This is a genomic window from Pseudoalteromonas sp. MMG005, from assembly GCF_018101015.1.
GTDB classification, from domain to species: domain Bacteria; phylum Pseudomonadota; class Gammaproteobacteria; order Enterobacterales; family Alteromonadaceae; genus Pseudoalteromonas; species Pseudoalteromonas aurantia.
The window spans coordinates 112,511-133,947 of record NZ_JAGJEK010000003.1; the positions used below are offsets into that span (position 1 = coordinate 112,511).

13 protein-coding genes and 1 pseudogene are annotated in these 21,437 nt (G+C 40.7%); 8 read left to right on the forward strand and 6 right to left on the reverse strand.

The annotated features are described in order from the left end of the window. Positions 1-66: 66 nt before the first annotated feature. Positions 67-525: a flavodoxin family protein gene (locus J8M01_RS03970; RefSeq protein ID WP_192509935.1), complete on the forward strand. Its 459-nt coding sequence runs from the start codon at positions 67-69 to the stop codon at positions 523-525. Between the two features lie 253 nt (positions 526-778). On the opposite strand, the pseudogene J8M01_RS03975 reads toward J8M01_RS03970, so the two are convergent. Beyond that, positions 779-1,651 (reverse strand): annotated as a pseudogene (locus J8M01_RS03975) (TonB-dependent receptor); the annotation flags it as partial. Between the two features lie 26 nt (positions 1,652-1,677). On the opposite strand from J8M01_RS03975, the gene J8M01_RS24155 reads away from it, so the two are divergent. Both J8M01_RS24155 and J8M01_RS24160 read left to right on the forward strand, forming a co-directional pair. Then, a complete protein-coding gene (locus tag J8M01_RS24155; protein ID WP_282100504.1) occupies positions 1,678-1,881 on the forward strand; it encodes a trehalase family glycosidase in 204 nt (67 codons plus the stop codon). A 17-nt stretch (positions 1,882-1,898) separates the two neighbouring features. Continuing rightward, positions 1,899-1,997, forward strand: a complete 99-nt coding sequence (locus J8M01_RS24160; RefSeq protein ID WP_282100505.1) for a trehalase family glycosidase — start codon at positions 1,899-1,901, stop codon at positions 1,995-1,997. Positions 1,998-2,072: 75 nt separating this feature from the next. Here the strand turns inward: J8M01_RS24160 and J8M01_RS03985 are convergent, their stop codons facing one another. Next, on the reverse strand, positions 2,073-3,887 hold the full coding sequence (locus J8M01_RS03985) for a fibrinogen-like YCDxxxxGGGW domain-containing protein (protein WP_211057091.1): 1,815 nt from the start codon (positions 3,885-3,887) through the stop codon (positions 2,073-2,075). Between the two features lie 300 nt (positions 3,888-4,187). Here J8M01_RS03985 and J8M01_RS03990 point away from each other — a divergent pair, with 300 nt between their 5' ends. The 3 genes from J8M01_RS03990 (at position 4,188) to J8M01_RS04000 (ending at position 8,534) form a co-directional block, all read left to right on the forward strand. Beyond that, positions 4,188-7,016 (forward strand): reprolysin-like metallopeptidase, encoded by a 2,829-nt coding sequence (locus tag J8M01_RS03990; RefSeq protein WP_211057092.1) that lies wholly within the window; start codon positions 4,188-4,190, stop codon positions 7,014-7,016. 49 nt (positions 7,017-7,065) lie between these two features. Next, on the forward strand, positions 7,066-7,401 hold the full coding sequence (locus tag J8M01_RS03995) for a hypothetical protein (RefSeq protein WP_211057093.1): 336 nt from the start codon (positions 7,066-7,068) through the stop codon (positions 7,399-7,401). Between the two features lie 158 nt (positions 7,402-7,559). After that, complete coding sequence (locus tag J8M01_RS04000) at positions 7,560-8,534, forward strand: sensor domain-containing diguanylate cyclase (RefSeq protein WP_211057094.1); 975 nt, start codon at positions 7,560-7,562, stop codon at positions 8,532-8,534. Positions 8,535-8,581: 47 nt separating this feature from the next. On the opposite strand, the gene J8M01_RS04005 is transcribed toward J8M01_RS04000, so the two are convergent. After that, positions 8,582-11,182: a TonB-dependent receptor gene (locus tag J8M01_RS04005; RefSeq protein WP_211057095.1), complete on the reverse strand. Its 2,601-nt coding sequence runs from the start codon at positions 11,180-11,182 to the stop codon at positions 8,582-8,584. A 139-nt stretch (positions 11,183-11,321) separates the two neighbouring features. Here J8M01_RS04005 and J8M01_RS04010 point away from each other — a divergent pair, with 139 nt between their 5' ends. Continuing rightward, positions 11,322-13,445, forward strand: a complete 2,124-nt coding sequence (locus tag J8M01_RS04010; protein WP_211057096.1) for a winged helix-turn-helix domain-containing protein — start codon at positions 11,322-11,324, stop codon at positions 13,443-13,445. On the opposite strand, the gene J8M01_RS04015 is transcribed toward J8M01_RS04010, so the two are convergent. The 3 genes from J8M01_RS04015 to J8M01_RS04025 all read right to left on the reverse strand — a co-directional run bounded on the left by J8M01_RS04015 (position 13,426) and on the right by J8M01_RS04025 (position 19,068). Then, the gene (locus J8M01_RS04015) at positions 13,426-14,772 is read right to left on the reverse strand and encodes a TonB family protein (RefSeq protein WP_211057097.1); all 1,347 of its coding nucleotides are present in this window, start codon (positions 14,770-14,772) and stop codon (positions 13,426-13,428) included. The two genes, J8M01_RS04010 and J8M01_RS04015, sit on opposite strands and share 20 nt — an antisense overlap. Before the next feature lie 216 nt (positions 14,773-14,988). After that, positions 14,989-17,547 carry a TonB-dependent receptor gene (locus J8M01_RS04020; protein ID WP_211050018.1) on the reverse strand — a complete coding sequence of 853 codons (2,559 nt, stop codon included), beginning with the start codon at positions 17,545-17,547 and terminating at the stop codon, positions 14,989-14,991. 294 nt (positions 17,548-17,841) lie between these two features. Then, positions 17,842-19,068, reverse strand: coding sequence for a threonine/serine exporter family protein (locus tag J8M01_RS04025; protein ID WP_210998139.1), 1,227 nt, complete (start codon positions 19,066-19,068; stop codon positions 17,842-17,844). 354 nt (positions 19,069-19,422) lie between these two features. On the opposite strand from J8M01_RS04025, the gene J8M01_RS04030 reads away from it, so the two are divergent. Continuing rightward, positions 19,423-21,381 carry a methyl-accepting chemotaxis protein gene (locus J8M01_RS04030; protein WP_211057098.1) on the forward strand — a complete coding sequence of 653 codons (1,959 nt, stop codon included), beginning with the start codon at positions 19,423-19,425 and terminating at the stop codon, positions 21,379-21,381. The last annotated feature ends 56 nt before the right edge of the window (positions 21,382-21,437 follow it).

A 21,437-nucleotide genomic window follows, 5' to 3' on the forward strand; every position in this document is an offset into this window, starting at 1 on the left:
ATGCTTTACCTCAAGTCTACTTAAGGTTTTAACATGCTACTAAACATATAGCAAATAAGGACTGTAATGAAAACAATCGTGATATATTCTAGTGCAAATAGACATGGCAATACTGCGACAGTAAGTGAGAACTATGTGTCACAACATGAAGGGGCTGATTCGGTGTATTTAGATGACTTGGTTATTCATGATTATAGTTATGACCATAGGCATAAAGAGGATGATTTTCGCCGTATATTTTTACAAGTGTTACAATACGACCATGTGGTATTTTCATCTCCAGTATATTGGTATGCCGTTACCCCGAGAATGAAGGCATTTTTTGACCGAATTACAGAGTTTATGGATGATGACGCACTTAAAGCGTCATTAAGGCAATTAAGAGGCAAACGTTTTTCGATACTGACCAATTCAATTAGTAGCGCTGCCCCCGCGCCGATGTTAGAAATGATGATTAAAACATGTGAATATTTAGGTATGAAAGAACAGGCACATCAGCACTTTCAATTTCCGGTGTCGATTTAATAATGCGTGCTTTAGTGTAATAAAAGGCCATAATTTATGGCCTTTTTAAATTAACCTCAGGTTTGGATAAGGGTTTTGGAATAGAAGATGTTGTTGTAAACAAACTTACGTCCAATCCAATGATGATATCTTGTTCAATATCAAGGCGCTTTTATGCAGAAATAGCGGGCTATTACAAATGAAAGCAACGCCGAGAGTGAGAAAAATAGCTTTATTGGGCAAATTCGCTTATCCAGAGCTGAGGTTAAATTAGTTAGAAGTTGTAGCTGACAGTTAACTTAATACTTCTCGGCATGATGTAACGACCGTTTGGCGCATCAGTGTTACGTGGGTCTCTTTCTGCGATCCCTTGTTCATCCGTTTAATTATCGACTGATAGTTGAAATCTCACCTGATCAGTGGGTTCAATCATTATTCCAATATCCAGCTTTTCATATCTATCTAAAATAACGGTATTTTCGTTATTACTGAAGCGATCATCCACTGCGGATAATGTTCCGTATACGGTTGCAAACATATCCGTAATTTCAAACTCGTAACTTGGCGTGACACGTAATTGCCAACTTGGCTGTATTTGACTTTCATTTCCTTATTTGGTTTGACTCTCGGTAATTTCAGCATCTTGCCATGTTGCATTTAAATTCACAGAGAGGCCTGATTGATGATTGTATGTATAATCAAATTCAATCCCGAAAGCTTCGTTGGTGAGAATTTCAGCGGGTGTACCAAATTGTCGAATAAACGTATCACCTTTGACTTCGTTTGCAAATAACGTGGCAAAAAAGTCGGTGTTTTGCGACATATATTTATAACCAATCTCTAATTGAGCTACTTCTTTTATTAATGACTCTCCAGACTGATATGTGTTGTAATTACCTCTGAAATCGTCAAAGTATGGCATTTTGTAGCCTTTATTGATGCGAACAAAAATAGCTACTTCACCATTAATTTTCTGATTGGCACCCAATGTCCATGACGTTTTTCACTCGTCATAGGTCACAAACTTATTGATAATTCCATCTAGCCCTTCATCAACAGAGTAGTCAACTTTGTAATTTTCACTGCGTAGGCCTAAATCGAATGTAAGCACATCGCTAAAATTGTATGTTTGTGTAGTATATAAGGCTAGAGCAGTTTGTCGCAAATAGGCTAATGAACGACTTCTTGAAACTAGGTGGATTAGTCAGCTGTTTAAGTGAAATAACAGAACAATGGGATAGCCCAAATGGCTGGGCGCCACTGCAGTGGTTTGCGGTACAAGTGGTGCTTAAGTATGGCTATAAGGTAGAGACCAATGAAATGATGGTACGCTGGCTTACAATGCTCGAAAAAGACTTTGTGACTCGGGGGGGTTAGAAAAATATAACGTTGTATTGCCTGAAAACACCACAGGAGGCGGCGAGTATCAGGTTCAACAGGGTTTTGGATGGACGAATGGCGTGACCAGTCGATTTTATACCTTGTTGCGTTAGTAAGTGGATAAGGCGCGATGTACACATGGCGCCTTATCCAGGTTCTTCGACACTTGAATCGGCAGAATAACGACTTTATTTTACGTAATAAAGTAGTTCATTTTGGTGGTGCCGAGAGCTTTCATCCGTGCCATATGGCCAAACATCAAACTTAGTACTTGAATTGGGGGCTTGAAGTACTGACGCGCCTTGATACGTGTAAGAATTAACGCGAGTCGAGTCTTTATCGCCTAAAATGACACCCGCATAATCCCATGAAGCATTGCAATTGGTATCTTCATGAAGCCAAATTAAGCCATATTCCCCTTCAGTTGATAAATTGGCTAAGTCATCTTCCGAATGAATATTTCGACAGTTTGCATTGATCATCTTCGTTTGTGTAACTGCCGTAATATTTTGATGTTCATCAATGAACATCATACCGCCTGTGACGGTTTTTCTCAGTGCCTGCCAACGTTGTGACTGCATCACCGCATATGAATTTGGAGATATAATATCTCCTGCAACGATATTTTCGATGTTATCTTTATGGTTGGCAAATAAGGTCCATCCACCACCTTGGTGTGCCATATCACACCATACTTTAAATGGTTCAACCCCTAAATGTGCGCCGTCTGGGTCTATTTCATATAAACCTGATTGGGCATCAGTAAACTTATTTTTGATATCTAAGCAATTTTTACCTATGCCACTGACTTTGTCTTCTAGAATGCCTACTTTAGATTCTAGCAATGCAATACGCGCAAGTAACTGTTGATATTTTTGATCTTGTTTAAATTGTTCAGCATCATGGTAAGCTTTTGTTGCTAAGTGGTTTGCTTGGGTTGGAGTGGCAGCTATCACGTTACCAACCACTTCTAATGGGACTGAAGGGGTAAGCGTGCCTATGCCTACGTTAACATGAGTGACAACGCTATTTGTGAGGTCTTGCCATGACGATGTTCCTGCGACTCCTTGTATCCCTTGAATTCCTTTATCGCCTTTAGCACCGGCATTACCGGTATCTCCTTTGTCTCCTTTGATACCAACGGCACCTACATCACCTTTGTCTCCTTTATCACCTTTATCGCCTTTATCACCTGCAGGTGCTGCGGCTACTTGCCACGATGCACCATCGCAAAATTGCAGTTCAGATAAGGCAATTTCATATTTTAAAATGCCAATACTAGCGTTATCACATGAGGTTGAAGTTACGACATGCGTTGATGTAGATGGTGTGCTACTAAACAAGCTTGGGTTTGATTGGCCGACGTATTCAGCATAGTTTGAGTAGCCATCTCCATCTAGGTCAGAATATTTATCATCATTACTGTATGCGTTAGTCGCATTGGTATTTTCCCAAGTGTTGGGAATACCGTCTGCATCACTATCAGTTTGCATTCCTGAAAGAGAAATATTATCGATAAATACAGTGGCATTATTTGAAGTGTTTTTTATTGAAAGTGAAGCTTGTTCATGCGTTGCAAGTAGGCTTTTAAGTGGTTCAGATACTGTTATTTGGGTATGAAATTGAGAGAAAAGGTTTGTTTCTTGTAAAGAAAGAGTGGATAGCAAGACATATTCATTATTGACGTGGAAACCAATTTGAAGATGTTGCGCTTGAATGTCCTGAACATGCAACTTAGCGTCAAACCTTAACCAGTACTGCTCATGAAATAGTTGTTTTGTTTCGATAGTTTGCGCCAATGAAGAATGTGGCGGTAATTCGGCAATATTACCAAACTTTTCATGTGCAGAGATCGAGACATTGTTGGTGAATATTGAGCTACTCCAGTGTTGGGATGCTTTTTCAAAGGCACCATTGTTCAGTAACTGTTGTGCATTTGCCACTGGAAAAAGGCAGCAGGTCATAGTTAGGGTAATTAAATTCAGTTTTAACTTTGAAGTCACTATAAAGTCCTTGATTTATTTACGTTAAATAGCAATTTTTGAGCGGTTTAATTGCGTATTATAATATATAAAAGTATGAATTAATTTATTTTATTTGAGTCTTTAGGCTGGTGTTGTGTTGAGTTTTGGGGAGGAGGTAATACTGCATTGTGAATCTATCAAATTGTTCTATATATACTTTTTATGTTTTTTTAAAAAGCTCAGGCAATTCACTTACAGGCTTCTATACTGATTAAGTTAAATAAAATGTTGGAATCAATAATGAACATAGTTGTGTACAGTCTAATAATAGGCGGCAGTATGTCTACCGCTTTAGCCAATGAGCAAAGTAACTGGTCATGGCAAGCAATAGACGGCAGTTTATCAAAAACTGCCATGCAAAAAGGTACTGTCAATCCGAGCGAGCGATATTTCTCAGCAGATATTCAAAAGGCACAGAAAGATTTGATGGCTGTGGCACTCAATGACAGCTCAATACGCATTAGTTTGCCAACGTTAAGCGGCAAATTTGTACAGTTTTCTATCTCACATGACTCAATAATGGCGCAGGCGCTGCAAGAAAAGTTTCCATCCATTCGCAGTTTTGCAGGTTACGAAGTAGGTAATTCAAGTAATAAAGGTCGATTTGATATCGGGCCAAATGGCGTGCATGGCGTTTATTACATTAATGGGGAGCGTCTATATTTAGATCCTGCGGACAGCGGTATTTTAAAGCTTTATAAAAAAACCGCTAGGCAGCAGGCGTGGAGCGATGAGGTGCTCACGCCTGAACTGGACGCATTAACACTTAAAAACACACAGTCGCGTGGACCCTTGATTGGTAATGGTGGCAACGTAGATTTTGTGACGTATCGTTTAGCGGTAACAACCAGTGATGAATATACTGCTTTTTTTGGTGGCAAAGTGGGAGCAATGAATGGCATTGTGACGACCATAAATAGAGTGAATCAGGTGTTTAAAACCGACCTTGCTGTTAAATTAGAGCTGATCGCGAACAATGATGCCCTTATTTTTGAAGCCAATGACCCGTATGATAATGGCAATGCAGACGACACTTTAGGCGTTGTTCAAACTCAAATAGATACCATAATTGGTACGGCGAATTATGATGTAGGCCATCTTATGGCCACAGCGGGGGCCGGTCTAGCTGGTTTAGGGGTTGTGTGTTCGGAAGGTGCAAAAGCATGGGGGATGACGGGGATTTCTACGCCTCAAGGTGATGCATACGATGTTGATTATGTAGCGCACGAAATTGGGCATCAGTTTGGCGCTAATCATACCTATAATGGTTCAAGCGGCTCTTGCAATACGCGAGTGGGTTCTGCGGCGTATGAGCCTGGCAGTGGCATAACCATAATGAGCTATGCAGGTATTTGTGGTGACGATAACTTGGCTCAAAATTCCATTGCCATGTTTCATTCACACAGTATTGATGAAATGAATACGCATTTAACGACGGGATCAGGCTCTACATGTGGTACACCTGTGGGAATTGGTAATAATGCGCCCATTTCAGACGCAAAGTTAGATTACACTATTCCAATCAATACGCCATTTATGCTATCGGGTTCTGCCACAGATCAAAACACTGCAAATACATTGAGTTATGCATGGGAGCAAATGGATTTGGGGGCCACAACTTTAGGGGCATCCCAGCTCATTGATAATGGTGAAGGACCATTGTTTAGGCCTTATTTACCTAGTAGTGGCGCGACACGTTATTTTCCAAAGCTTGAAGATGTGATGAATGGGACGACTACGAAAGGCGAAGCGTACCCAACAACAAATCGAACTATGAATTTTCGGTTAGTCGTTCGAGATGGAGAGGGTGGGGTAAATTATGACGCAATGACCGTTACCTCCACAACGTCTGCGGGTCCATTTGCAATAACATCTCCAACCTCTTCAACTATGTTAGAGGGAAGTAATTCAGTCAATGTGCAATGGAATGTTGCCAATACAGATCAGACGCCCGTTTCGTGTGCAAATGTTAACATTATGCAGTCGTCAGGCGACACATCATTCGAGCAAATGTTACTAGAAAATACACCGAATGATGGTTCTGAAACGGTTAGTTTAGCAGGCAGTGCCGATAATAAAGCCCGAGTAATGGTGAAATGTAGTACAGGGATCTTTTATGCATTATCTCAAGAGTTTCAACTGGGCAGTATTATTTCTATTACTGCACAAGACACATTGAGTATGAACGAAGACGCAAGTCTATTGTTGACGCCAGCGATGTTTACGGTCATTAATCAACAACCCGATTCGACATTATCCGTTACGGTTTCGACAGGCACAAACTATACAGTTAATGGTGAAACAATTACACCTACGTCCAATTTCTTTGGTGAATTAACCGTTCCCGTGAGTGTCAGCGATGGGAATAATTCCAGTGTTAACTTTTTAACCAAGATTAGCGTAGTCGCTGTGAATGACGCCCCCACAATTACAGGTCAACAAGATATAACGGTTAATGAAGATGCGTCGTTAACGTTAAGTTTAACGCATTTTAATATTGTGGATATCGACAGTACGAGCTTCACCTTGACCGCACAACAAGGAGATAATTACACGTTAGACGGTTTAAAAGTAACACCCTCCGCTAACTATAACGGTGCATTAACGATTCCTATTACTGTTGCTGATGAGTTAGGTGCTTTGGTTGATTTTAGTGCTCAAGTAACCGTCACAGCAATTAATGATGCGCCAGTGGCAACGGCTGATAGTGGTACGGTTGTTCAAGGTGAAACCGTGGAATTGAACGTGTTAAACAATGATACAGACATAGACAGTACTGAACTGAAAATAAGCATGGTTGATTATAGCGGGACAGGCACTGTAACTATTAGTGGGGCGGTGCTCATTTACCAGGCAAGTGCTGACTTTACAGGGCAAGAACAATTTAGCTATGAAGTCGACGATAATAATGGTGGAAAAGGAATAGGTACAGTTACTATTGATGTTACGGAAGCTATTGTTGAGCCAACGCCAGAACCAACACCCACAGTGCCAGTTACACCTGCGGAGCCTGTATCTGATTCAGGTGGTAGTAGTGGTACTTTGTTCTTCTCAGGGATCATTTTAATGCTTATTGCCTTCAGGCGGTTTATTTCATGGAGGTTTTAAGATGTTGAATTACAAGCATCTCATCTGGATTTGTTTACTAGGTGGTTGTGTGGCGACTAACTCAACAGATAAAAGTGCTACACCTGAGCTCGTTAATGAGCTCAGGGCGTTAGCGTGGTTTGGTGAGCAGCGTGTTGAAGAGGTGATCCAATTACACCAACAGCAAAAAGTATATGGCTTAATTGCGTTAAATAGACGGGGGTATTTTTATCCAAAAATTGGCATGTCTCGAAAACCACTTAAATTGAAAGCAGGCTGCATGACTTGGTTGTTATCTAGTTCATCTGATGTCATAACAAGTGATAGTAACAAGGAACTTAGGGTTTCACAGCAGAAGTTTTCAAGCCGTTTTAACGAAGCCATGGCGCCAAATTGCTTGGAATAAAGGTCTCTTTTAAACCATATAAAAGTGGTGTTGCACAATAGGTCAAACAGGGGACGTTTGGCCTTTTTTATTGAGAAAAAATATCTGATCATTGAGTGGGTCAACGCTGCTTTGTTGCCAAAGTTAGCTATAGTTACAGGAGTGCTTGAGGTAATAATATGATCGATATTAATAATTGTTTTGTGAAACACCCCCATCCTTTTTTCGATTGTCAAAAATGGCAGCAGCTGGTTAATACACTTGCAGAGCTATATGACGCGGCCAGTGGTACAGTTGTTCAGCTCAGAGAAGATGAGTTTAATGTTGTTGCGACCAGTTCTAATGATGATAATTTTTTAGCTCAAAATAGTAACTGGCCTTGGGAAATGCGCAGTTTTTGTCGACATATGATGGAAACAAAGCAATCATTGTATGTTGGTGATGCGGCTAATCATGCCATGTGGTGTCAAGTACAACCTGTGAGCGAAGGGCCTGTGCGCTCATACTTAGGTTTTCCACTGTTTTGGCCTGATGGTGAACTGTTTGGCTCGATTTGTGTTATCGATACTAAAGTGACGGATTACCCACCAATTTTGGTGCAGCTCCTTTCGCAATTTAAAACAATTATAGAGGGGGATTTACGGCAAATTGTTGATTATGAAAAAATAAAGTTACTTGCGTTAGAAGATGAACTCACCGGTATAAATAATTTACGTGGATTTAATGTACTCGCAAAACAAAGGCTAAAAGATGCGCATCGGTTTATGCAGCATGTTGCCATCGTCTATCTTGATATTGATAACTTAAAGCAAGTGAATGATGAATATGGCCACCAAAGCGGTGATCACTGTATTGTTGCATTAGCGACGCTATTGAAGAGTGCAAGTAGAGATGCTGATATTAAGGCACGGGTTGGTGGAGATGAGTTTGTAGTTATGTTGTTATCATCAAGCGACGCGTTTATTTCGCACTGGTGCAAGAGTATAATAGAAAAATATGCAGGGGTGTTGAAAGATAAGCCCTATACTCAACTTATAGGTGTAAGTGTAGGATACAGTATTTATGACCCCGTTGATAAAGTACCTTTAGAAGACATGGTTGAGCGAAGTGATAATGCTATGTATGCGAATAAACAAGCTAAAAAGCGTGCTTAACCTCATTTTCATGGGCATAACTGGGCCCTATTTGTATTCGTGATAATTTACAGTTGGTAACGAACGCCAATATAGAAACGTCTTCCATTGCTGTAAATTCCTGTTGGTGCAAACATATTTCTTTCGTAGCTATATAAAATTTCGTTGGTTAAATTAATAAAGTCGAACGTGACTTTGATTTTTGGGGTTACCGAAAGAGTGACGTTACCGTCGAGTTGACCATAATCATCAGTTATCGTTTCGCCAACACCGGTGGCAAATTCTGTCCGAAAGTTATAAGCAAGGCGCGTACTGATAAAGTGATCTTCATAATAGGCTGTGATATTAAAACTATGTTTTGAAGTGCCTGGTACTCGGTCTTTTTGCGAGGTGAGGTTTTGTACACGAGTGCCATCGACGTAAGTATAGTTGGTAATTATGCCAAACCCATAAGCGATGTATTGTTGATAACTTAGTTCGACTCCTCTGACACTTCCGCCGTTACCATTGATAGGTCGGTCAATTGACATTAAAATATTTTCATGGCGCTCTAACTCTCTTTTGAACTCGATAAAGGAGTCGACATTTTTATTGAAAACCGCTGCAGAAGTAAGACCTCCTTCTTGAAAGTACCATTCAATACTGGCGTCAAATTGTGTGGCGCGATAGGGGTCTAAATCAGGATTTCCTCCTTGGCCTTGTGCTTGGGTCACATTGTAGTTAGTTGATGGCATTAGGTGGTTAAATTGTGCTCGCGACATGACCCGAGCAAAAGAAAATCGAGATACAACATCATCTGCCAGTTCAATGTTGAGGTTGATACTGGGTAACAAATCTAAATAGGATTTTTTGTCGTTAACCCATTTAAGTTCAGTATTCACTGAATTAACTGGGAGCTGTTTAAGTGCTGCGGCATTTTGCCAAGTCGAAACGGCTCTAACACCTAAATTTAATCGATAAAAATCACTGTCTAAAGCTAATTTAAAATACCCAGCCAATGTTCGTTCTTCGATGTTAAATCGACTGGCTCGCTCCACGGTTTGTACAAAACCGAGTGACTCAAAGTCATTGTTTAATTGCGCAATATTGACAAAGCTATATTGTTTCAGTGTTTGTTCGTTGCCGATATCGTGTAGGAAATCATTCGCAACAGCTGCAGGGTAATTTGCTAACGTGGTGTTTAATTGTCCTGCAAGTCCATTTAAACCGCCATTGATTGACCGTAGGCGACGGAAATCTCGTTGATGTTCTCGATACTTAAGGCCAACTTGAATACTCGATATAACTGGGTGCTCAAGTTGATAAGTAGAGTCAATTTGTGCGAAGTGTGCTTTGTCATCACCATGCTGCGCATCTTTTCTTGCTTCGGTTAGGAACCAGCGCTGTGCATCGAGAGGGGAAATGTCATATTGGGCTATGATGTTTTGTTCTTGTCGTGTATCGACACTAAATTGGGTATTTGCAGAAAATTGTGATGTGCTGTCTTCGCTGGTTCCGCCTTGCGCGTGACTGAAACCTATTTGGTATTGAGTTTGCCACACTGGGCCTGAATATAATAAATCGAAATGAATGCTCTGTGTTCTTATTTTAGAATTACGCCAAATGGCCTCCATGCTGGTATTGAACATTTCATTCTCTAGTTGGCTATATTGTCCGTAAGTCAGTGTTTTTTTGTTGAGGACAGCCCCTTTTATCTTGCCACCTAAATCTAAAACTTTTGCGGGTTGCCATAAAAAGTTTTGATTTGTGTTGTCGGCTTGTAATTCTGAGTGAAGTAGGTGTGTGTTCAACTGCCAATGGTGGTTGAACTTATATGCGAAATTGGCTGAGACAGTTGATAAAATGCGCTCTTGATTAAATATTGCTGAGCCCCCTCCGCCTGGCGTCCAAATATTTGACAGGTTTTCATTTGCGGCTTTTTTAACTGGCACTAAATCATGGTTATTATCAAATTGGTAATTTCGCTCATGCCAGCCCCATGACTCTAAACCATCACGACGAAGCTGCCTTTTATTTTGAGTGGCCGTAAATAGTGCTGCGAAATCTTCATTGGGGTTTTTATAGTTAAAAATTACGGACAGTTGAGGGTCAAGTTCTTTTGATAAATCATTATACTGTAGCTGAGTATTTAGCACCAAAAAGCGGTTATCAGTGAGTAAAGGGTCTAACGTTTTGATATTGATAGCTCCGCCTAGAGAGCCCTCGTCTTGATCTGCTTGTGGGGTTTTATATACTTCGAGAGAAGCAATAATATCGGCAGGTAACAAAGTAAAGTTAAAGCCACGATTTGGCTGAGATGAAATCCACCAATCAGCAGATGCTAAGTATTGACCATTAAGGTAGGTTCTATTTTGTTCTGGCGTTGTGCCCCTAACGCCGACTCTTTCACCTTCACCTTGTATTCTAGATAAAGATATTCCGGTAATACGTTGTAAGGCTTCTGCGACATTTTTATCTGGAAACTTACCTATTTCTTGGGCGCTAATAGAGTCTGTTATTTGATCACTAAATCGCTTATTATTAAGAGACTTGACAACGCTGTCATGAAATCCCCTAATTTGTATTTTTTCAAGCGTGTTGTCACTCGTTTGCTGCGGTGTATTTGCTAATAGAAGTGTAGGAAAGAGCAATATTTTTAATAAGAATAATGAATAACGACGATGAACCATTTAGCTTCCCCATACAGCTTTGGGTAAATAAACCCGTTTTTGCGTATTGTACTATTGATAATCAGTGTATTATTAATGCCAAATATCATACTCTTTTATTACGGTTTTAACCATACCTTTACATTGTACTTAGGACACTATGCAGCAGAATAGGCCCAAAAAACTGTTAATTAATGATGTTGAATTAGACGTTGTTGGGTTACGCGTCAAAGTGGCTGAGCAATGGCGTACGATTGAAGTAAAGCAATTGGCACTGCTACAGCTATTGTTAGACAATGAAGGTAAAACAGTGTCGCGTGATACCATTATCACAACGTTATGGCCTGATATTATCGTCAGTGACAATTCAGTCAGTCAGTTGGTTGTTCAACTGCGTAAAACGCTCGGTGATGATAAAAGTAGGCCGCAATTTATAAAAACAGTTCCTAGGGTTGGTTATCAGTTAATTGCTGCCGTAAATGATGTGCCAGACATCGCCTCGAAACTCATCAGAGCACAAGAAAATAGACCTATCTACTGGCTTTTAGGGGGGCTGTTATTTGGGGCTGTAGGTTATAAGGTTACCGGGGCTCTGCTTACAACCCCCGCTCAAACTATTGACTATAAATATCAATCTAGGCTAACAGCCTCACCGGGGGCTGAAGTTTATTTACGCTATTCTCCCGATGGGCGTTATTTGGCATTTAGTCACGTGGGTAATAATCAAGAACAGTTTGATCTATCCGTCATTGATATGAAAACTCAGTCTTTACATAACTTAAAGAGTACAGGGTATAGCGAAGAAGCGCCGGTTTGGTCCGCAGATGGAAAGTGGCTTGCTTATTATCGGTATGATCCATTTTCATGTACTGTCCGCGTATTTTCTGTGGATAGTACAATAGAAATGTGGCGTTTGAGTCCTGAAACGACTTTATTTGAATGCGATCCAGCGCAAGGGCCTAACCCTTTATTTTGGCCAAAAGAAACTGCAATTTATGCGCAGCAGTGGCGCGACGATGATGTAAAAATTACGCGTTATCATATTGAATCTGAAAATAGCTTCATTATCACAAAAGAGACTGAATACTCAGATAGCCAAGGTATGCTACATGATGTAAATCCAAACAACCAAATGCTGCTATTCTCGCATGCTAAGCAGGGGAAAAACCAACTGCTATCAAAGCGTGAATTTCATGGTGATCTAAATAAAAGGTTGTTGAGTGCAGATGCCAAAGGCCCTGTTGTATGGGGAAGAGAACGTGGTACCTATTGGACAGGTGATGACTCATTAAGTCTTTCAGATATTGCTGGGAAGTCGCAAAAAATACATACGCCAAATGGCGTTATTACAGATATTGCGGTTGACTTTAATCATGGCCATGTCGCGCACTCAGAAGGGATTTCTCAGGTCAATTTGTATCATTTAGATAAATCGAATGAAAGTGACAGTTCTGATTTAATCGCGATTTCTTCTGCGGCGAAACTAGACATACTAGCGGAGGTTTCACATGATGGACACTGGTTTGCGTTTGCTTCTTATGATCAGCAAATAAAAAGCCAACGTGCGCAAGTTGAGATCTGGGTTAAGCATAGACAAAGGCCTACCGCGAGCTTACTTGCGTTGTTACCAAGCCAAGTATTTCCAAAACAGTTGCTTTTCTCACCAAAAGGGAACAACTTACTGATTGTTTCTAATCGTGGTGATACCTACTTAATTAATTTGTTTTCTAAGAAACTTGTCACCATCATTCAAGATTACAATAAAACACGGAATATGGTTTGGAGTGCTGACGGGCAATCAATCAATTATCAAGCGAGACATTCAGAGGGCACTTGGCAGTTATGGCAATACTCATTGAATGAAACGACAAATCGATTGCTGTCCAAGGATGTTCAATCTATGGATGTAGATGAGTTAGCATTGGCGTCTAAAAATCAGAGTTTTACAGGTTTTTTGGATGATGCTACGTCCTATTTGTTGAAATATACTGCACAAGATATCGACCCAAATCAGCTTCGTGCTTCGCTTCGTTTATATCAGCCAGCCTTATTTGAGAAAGGTATTTATTACGTATTACGTCAGGGTCATCAGCTGTATCTGTATTGCTATTACACTGACAGGCAAGAAAACGTGAGAGTCAGAGCGTTAGGTACGTATCTTTATGATATTAACGTTCCACTTTCGCTAAGTACTGACTGGCGAGGAGAGCATATACTTATTAATAAAGTGGATGGAATAGAAACGGACATTGTGCTGCATCACTTTACTCCAAAGACGCAATGAACGAATCAATCTCATGAGTGGACCATGCTCTAGAAAGAGCCGATTTTTTGGCCTTTAACGCGAGTGCTTTAGCTGCAGATTGAACTGGGGCTAGTTGCGCTTGATAAAGTAGTAGAGTGGGGTGGTCATTATCTAAAGCGCGTGCTTTGTTTATCCATTTATGTATCGTTTCACTTGCGGTGTTATTGCGTATCAGCTCCTTGATGAGTGTCAACTGAGCTCTGAGGTGTTGCTGTTGTGCTGCACGCTTAAGCCATTTAATGCCTTTATTTGGTGCATAATAACTTTCCGTTTTTTGTAAATAACTAAGTCCGAGCCTGAATTGCGCTGCCGCTAGATTATGGTCTGCGGCTTTATGTAGCCAATTTAGGCCAACCAGTTTATTCGGATGCGATGTTTCTGTGCTCATTAAGCTGGTGGCGAGTTTATATTGAGCTAAAGGATAATTATTCTTGGCTGCGGCTAATAATAAGGCTGCATCTGCATTATCATCTCGCCAGTGATATTTTAATAGCCTGCTTGCATTATACTTATCAGAGTTTAACCATTGAGAAATGTAATATTGTATTTTGCCGTTTCCTTGTTCCGCAGCATCAATGTGTCGTGTTATTTCTCGTTGATACTCTTTTCTTTGTGACCCCAAACTTTTGTCATATTGTTTACCTTTGAAAGTGGTGAAATGGTATGTCAAAGAACGATTGAATATCGGGGTTGTAACATCGTATTTCCAATGTGTTAAAGCATTCAGAATACTGGCTGTAAAGGTGTTCTTTGGGTGACTGTCAACAATAGATATATCTGTGACATTACCATTGTCGTCAATATCAAATTCGGCCCATACCCAACCTTCAAGTCCTAGTCGCCGAGCTTCATCTGGATATTTTGGGGGAACATAAGTTGTTCTAGACAGAGAGGGGGAGGGATTGGGCGTCAAAGCAGGAAAGAGCAGTTTAGAAATAACATCGTAAGAATAGAGCTTTTGTAATGTTTGGTACATATCGGTCATAGCATGAGGGTCATTATAACTTTGTAATACCAGCTGTGCCGTTTGTTGCGCATCGTGTGAGCCAAACTCACCAGCAAGCATGAACCATGCATAAGCACGAGGTTTACTTTGTGTGACCCCTTGACCATGTAAAGACATGACGGCCAAATTATACATCGCATCAGCATTACCTAACTGTGCCAATTGCTCGAATGAGTTATACGCAGAGCGGTAGTTTTTATTCTGGTAAGCGACAGTAGCACTATATAAATCTGCAAATACGACTTGGCTTTTAATTACTAAGCAGATGCTTAGTATGACAATCAGTCGGTTGAAATTCATAGTGCCTTATTGATTTATGATGAAAAGATAACAGGGCGGGTAACCCAATAATTTCCTTACAATCGATTGTACTGTTTTATTTTATAAATACCAGTTTCCGAGCCTATATCAGGTGGATAAAAGAAAAAGCTGATAGCAACTGCTATCAGCTTTTGCCCCGGGCAAGGAGCGTCCATCCATGGATAGTCGAATCTGTGTTAGCTAAACAATCTTCGACTAGAAGTTAAATCTAATACCAGCAACAAAGCGACGGCCATCGGCATACACACCCGTGAGAGCATGCTCGACGCCCTCTTCTTGGTAACTAAACGTATGCTCGTCTGTTAAGTTAACAGCTTCAAAAACAGCGGTAATATTTTCAGTAACGTTGTAACTCAGTGTTGCGTCAATTTGGCCATAGGCATCTTGATATCCTGGCCATGCTCTACCAGTATCATACCCTGTTCGGTAGTTGTATGAAATTCGACCGCTATATGTCTCTGTTTCATAATAAGTGCTAAAGTTGAACGTACTTTCAGATATGCCAGGAATAAGAATATCATTACCGTCAACATCTTTGGACTCGCCATCTACGTAGGTGTAATTGGCTGAGATACCGAACCCTTCAGATAGTTCAGTTTGAAAGCCTAATTCTAAGCCTTGCAAGGTGCCAGACGGACCGTTAATCGGACGACTAATCTCAATAGGCACACCGTCAAATATTTCTGTTTGCGTATTATTCCCAAGTGTTGATTGCAAATCCTTATAGAATATCGCCGCTGAGAATATGCCAGCTTCAGAGAAGTACCATTCATATCCAATATCAAATTGCGTGGCACGATATGGATCAATTTTTGAATTGCCACCAGTTCCAACACGCGTTTCAGTATTGTAAGTTGTGGCATTGGTCATTGCTGCATAGTCAGGGCGAGTCATAACTCTCGCTGCGCCAAAGCGCAGTAACATATCTTCATCAAGGTCAATGGCAAGGTTAATACTGGGTAAAATATCAAAATAGCTGGTGTCTTCTTCTTTCCAAACTTTAGCATCAGCCGGACCGACATAAGCACCGGTAGTCTGTTGTGTTTCTACCAACCTGACACCAAGGTTACCGCGCATACCTTCAACATCTATATCTGCTTTAATATAACCGGCCAAAATTTCTTCTTTGATAGCGAAGTTACTATCGTGAAGCAATCCGTATTGCCAATCTAGCGCATCGCCAGCCGCACGTGTTGTAGTGAGGTCTGTCATTGCATAATTTCGTAACGTGTCATTTGTACCAATGCCAGATAAAAAGTCACTGGGGGAGGCGAATGAATAGTCAGCTAAACTCCAGTTTAAGTCCGTTCGTGTTTGTGAACGTAAGCGAACATTTTCTCTTTTATGGTCTCGATACTTAGCACCTATCTTAATTTTGCTAAATACAGCTAAGTCAACCGGTCGTTCAAAATCAGTTTGAAGGTAGTATTCTTTATCCAATGCATCGTTGCTGTCATAACGTAAGAAGCCGAGGTCCCATTTACTGCCATCAGCAGGGTCATTGGCATAGCTGGTTCCAATGCTTTCTTTTTGTGATGCATTAAAACTATGAACGGCATTGCCTTCCCATCCCACACTCCGGTCTGTTTGTGTTCCACCAGAGCCTTCTGTGACACCTATGTGGTATGAAGAACTCCATAGTTCACCTTCATGATCTAATTTTAAGTCATATGATTTGGTTTTGAGCTTTGAATTACGAATTTTCGTTTCATCAAGAATATTATTGCCGTCAGGAGAAAGGCCCATTGTGCCCGCTTGTGCAAACTTCCCTACTTTGTCGTGTTCAACAACGTCTAAAGAGGTGTATTGAGAGTTACCATAGCCTGGAAGCCAGAGAAAGTTCTGGTTTGCATTGTTAGCCTCCATTGTTGAATCTAGCGCGTTGAAAGTAATATCTGTGTTGTCAGATGGACGATACTGAAGTGTTAAGTTGAACCCTGTTCTAATGCGTTCTTGAGTGAACATGGCTGAGCCACCACCACCAGGCGTATACACATTGTTTATTTCAGTACCATCTTCTAAGGTAATGTCACGATGTGACCAGCTCCATGCTTCGATACCATCACGTCGTAAGTTTCGTTCTTGCCTAAATACGGAAATTAAGGCTCCAAACTTTTCTTCACTGTCTTTCCAGCTATACAAACCCGCTACTTGAGGGTCTGTTTCGCCAGAAATTTCACTGTGCTGCATAAGAACTGAGCCCGCAATTTTATTGGCATCAAGATCGAGCGGTTTTCGAGTACGTACAATCACTGTACCACCAATAGACCCCTCATCGATATCGGCTTCTGGTGATTTGTATACCTCAAGGCCTGAAACAATTTCTGACGGCAACATGGTGTAGTTAAAGCCTCGGCTGGCTGACGAGTCGACCCACCAATCTGCAGAACCAACGGCTTGGCCATTTAATAGGGTTCTATTTTGATTCTCTGATGTACCTCGGATACTGATGCGCTCGCCTTCACCAAAGTTTCTACTCATTGATACACCGGTAATACGCTGTAGCGATTCGGCAACATTTTGGTCTGGAAACTTACCTATGTCTTCAGAAGTGACGGCATCGACGATAGAATTTGCGTAGCGCTTAGTATTGATTGATTTAACCACGCTGCCACGAATGCCTCGTACTTGAATTACTTCTACTTCATCTGTTTTTGCACCCGTTGCATGTGCAAATGAAGAAACTCCGGCTGTTGATGTCATTAACAGACTGCTAATGATTAAAGTGAGTTTGTTTTTCTTATTGGTGAGCATGTTTAGTCCCCTTGGTTGCATTTTATATATGTAATTGGTATTGCGACTAAGGCTATTAAACACGCTGTAAAAAATTAAATCTTGAATTGAAATGATTAATTATGAAAGATGGCTTTTTTGTTTTTAATATAATTAAAGTTAATAATATTAGTTATTTGTGTGAGTGTTATTTTTATTTTTTGCTTTTTGAGTAATATTACCCAGGAAAAAACAGTGCGCACGGTGGTTGCTTTCACAAGTAAAAATAGCGATAAGGAGGGTTTAGGCCGCTTAACGCTATTTCACATAAGTGAGTTAGAGACTCTTTTTAGGAGGAAGCGCGACATTGGCAAATATAAGTCCTGCCACTAACGACATGAATATGAGGAATGTCTGTTGTCCTATATGGTCTGCGTGTAAAAAGCTTTGTCCTTCAATAAGAGAGTTTAAACCGATATACGTCTTTGACCCAGGAACGAGTACAATGAGACCTTGCATTGCAACAATAGAAGCGGGTGCATTCACCATACGATTGAAGAAGTTACTAAACACACCGACGGCAAAGGCGCCCACAAAGGCACCGATTGAATAATCAAAATAAAGCGCTGCGCTGACACTGGCACCATAGGCTATAAAACCAGAAGCGATAGACCAACTAGCATGCTTTAATTTGGTTCGGAAGATCACGATGAGACTGGTACACAGAAGTAAAATGGCTAACCAAGCAGTCCATTTTGGTAACGGCTCAGGCTGAACAAAGTCGGTAATGCCAAAAAGAGCAAAGCCAAGACTCATTCCGAGGAATGCGCCAAAGTAGAGCTTGAACAATAGCATGAGGGCATCCATAACACGTGCTGTACCAGATACCAGATGTCTTGCTGACAGTTCAGCAAATGCGAGCGCGAGCGCTAAGCCTGGAATAAATACAATAATGGCCGAGAGCACCACGAGTCGGATATTAATGCTTGGGTCGATATAGCTACTGATGGCACATGCGCCTAATGCTGCAACAATTGCAACGAGCGGTTCTAACATATGCGTGACGCGTTTGGAGCGAGCAGACCACATTACAAAAATAAAGACTAGAATTGAGAATAACCCAGACCATAAAACGTCGTTCCAACTAGTGCCCATTAACATGGCAAAAGCAGCACCAGAAATAGAAAAAGCGGTACCAGTGAGGAGTTTACTGTATGGATTGAGCTGTTCATTAATATTGTCTAAACACGTATCAGCTTCATCAATTGATAGCTCACCAGCCAACATACGAGATACAATTTCGTCGGTATCAGCAAGACTACCTAAATCGTGGTCGCCCGGTTCTACTCGTGCGACGTGAGTGTATTCATCCTCATGGCCTTCAGACCAAATGACAAAGGTGACTGAAGTTGGAGACATAACAAAAGCCGACTTGAGATCTAAGTGGGTTGCGACTTCCATTAAATGTGCTTCAAGGCGATAAGCTGGCGTGCCATATTTATGAAGCATCTTGCCAAGTTTCACAATAAGCTTTCGTTTTTGGGTAAAGGTAGCTGTGTTCAACGGTGTTAAACCTAAAATGATAAAAAGACTACGCAATTCGTTGCGTCGCGATACCTTATATAGTTTAGTTAATTATAAAAATTAACTCTAATAATGGTAGATTTCTGCGCATTCTAATCGCTTTTATCGCAAAGTCTAGGTCATTTATCGAATTTAATTTGCATTTTTATAAGGTTGATAAATTACCCGGGTAAATATGCGCTTTCAACCTTAAAATATGCAGTTAATTTCATAAATTTTATTGTATTAACCATATGAAAATAATTGAATATTTTGCATTTATTTGATTTGGGTCCAATTTTATTCTCAATCTTCACTTATACTAGTTCTAATAGAATAGTCGTAGGGGCGAATATGTTAGGTATGATTGAAGGTATGGCGCTAGGTAAGCAGTTAAGATTGTCATTCTCATTGCTAATTATTTTGTTAGTGGTGGTCAGTGTGTCTGGCTATTACGGTTTAAGTTCGGCGCAAAGTGGCTTCACCAGTTATCGGGGCTTAGCGCTGGAAACGAATTTATCGGGCCGGATGCAAGCGAATTTACTTTATGCAAGAATTAGCGTGATAAAATATCTATCAGATAGTAGCCCTGCAATTGTTAAACAATATGACGAACGAATGGACAAGTTACAAGGTTTCTTCGTAGAAGCGCAAACGAAAGTGACCGATCGTCAGCGTCGTCAAATATTGGTAAAAAGCAGTGATTTGCTCACAGAATATGACCGCACATTCAAAGAAGTGCAAGGGCTCATCTCGCAACGTCATAATGTTGTCAATAATGAGCTAAACCCGCAAGGGAAAGACATTCGAGAGCAGTTTACACGATTACTAGATAAACTAAATAATGAACAACGTTCTCAAGAGTTATATGCCATAGCCAAAGCCGAAGAATTTTTACTTTTGGGGCGCTTGTATGTTGTTAAATACTTAGTGACGAATAGTGATTCTGATAGAAACCGTGCAGAAACTGAGCTCAAAGAAAAATTGATGCGGGCACTTGATAACACTGTGAGTCAATACCCTGAAATCTCACCTGAGCTGGCTCAAATTAAATCGTCTGTAAGAAGTTACCTCACGTCTTTTGACAAAGTTACCAGAATTATCTCAACAAGAAACGGTCTTATTTCTGCAAAACTGAATCCAATTGGTGCCGAAATTGCTGAGCAGTTAGAGGAGCTAAAACTGGGTGTCAAATCGAAGCAAGATGAAATAGGCCCAAAAGTAAAAGGTACAACGGAGTTTCTGTTGAGCTTAGTGAGTATTATTTCTGTTATAGCTGTGATTGGTGGCATATTCTTGGCCATTGTATTACCCAGAGTGATCCGTAAACCGATTGGTGGAGAACCAATTGAAATTGCGGCCGTAGCTCAGCGTATTGCTAATGGTGACTTTACGCAAAAGTTTGATGGAAAGTCTGAAAGTACCGGTATTTATGCGTCTATGGCGGCTATGTCAGATAATTTAAGCATGGCCATTTCAGGTGTGGTAAGCACGGGACACCGATTGACTGAACAAGCTCAGTTATCAGCGATGATCGCTGGTGAAACGCAAGATGTGGTGTCTCAGCAAAAAGATCGCAGCGCGCAAATTGCCACAGCTTTAAATGAAATGGCATATAGCATCCAGGAAGTCGTTAAGCTTTCAAGTAGCTCGGCATCCTCGGCGAATGAAGCAAAAGTTTCAGCTGAAGGCGGTTTATCATTGATTGAGCAAATGGTATCGGCGATTGAGCGATTATCTTCAACCATAGAAAACGCGATGCAGGATATAAAAACACTGGCCCAAAGCAGTCAAAATATTGGTGCTGTGGTAGAGGTTATTGGTAATATTTCAGAGCAAACGAATTTACTTGCATTGAACGCCGCAATTGAAGCAGCAAGAGCTGGAGAGCAAGGCCGAGGCTTTGCAGTGGTGGCAGATGAAGTAAGAAGTCTTGCTAAACGGACTCAAGATTCAACGACCGAAATTCAGACCATGATAGAGTCTTTGCAATCAGGTACTAATAAAGCGGTGGCGAGCATGAATGAAAGTTCAAGTGAAGCGTTGAATACCGTGGAGCTGTCGTCTGAAACAAAAGAATCACTGGATAAAATATTAGGTAAAATTAGTGTGATTAATGATATGAATAATCAAGTTGCAGTTGCCATTAATGAACAGTCGACAGTGTGTGAGGATATCAATCAAAACATTACATTTTTAACTGATTCAGCTGAATTGAGTGAGCAAACGAGCAATAAATCAGCGGCAGCCAGTGAGGAGCTCAAAGGGTTAGCAGGTCAGTTACAAGACATTGCTGGCAACTTTAAAGTGTAAGGTAGCACATTACTGAAGCATAACTCCACGTGTTAGGCTTCAGTAATACATATCTA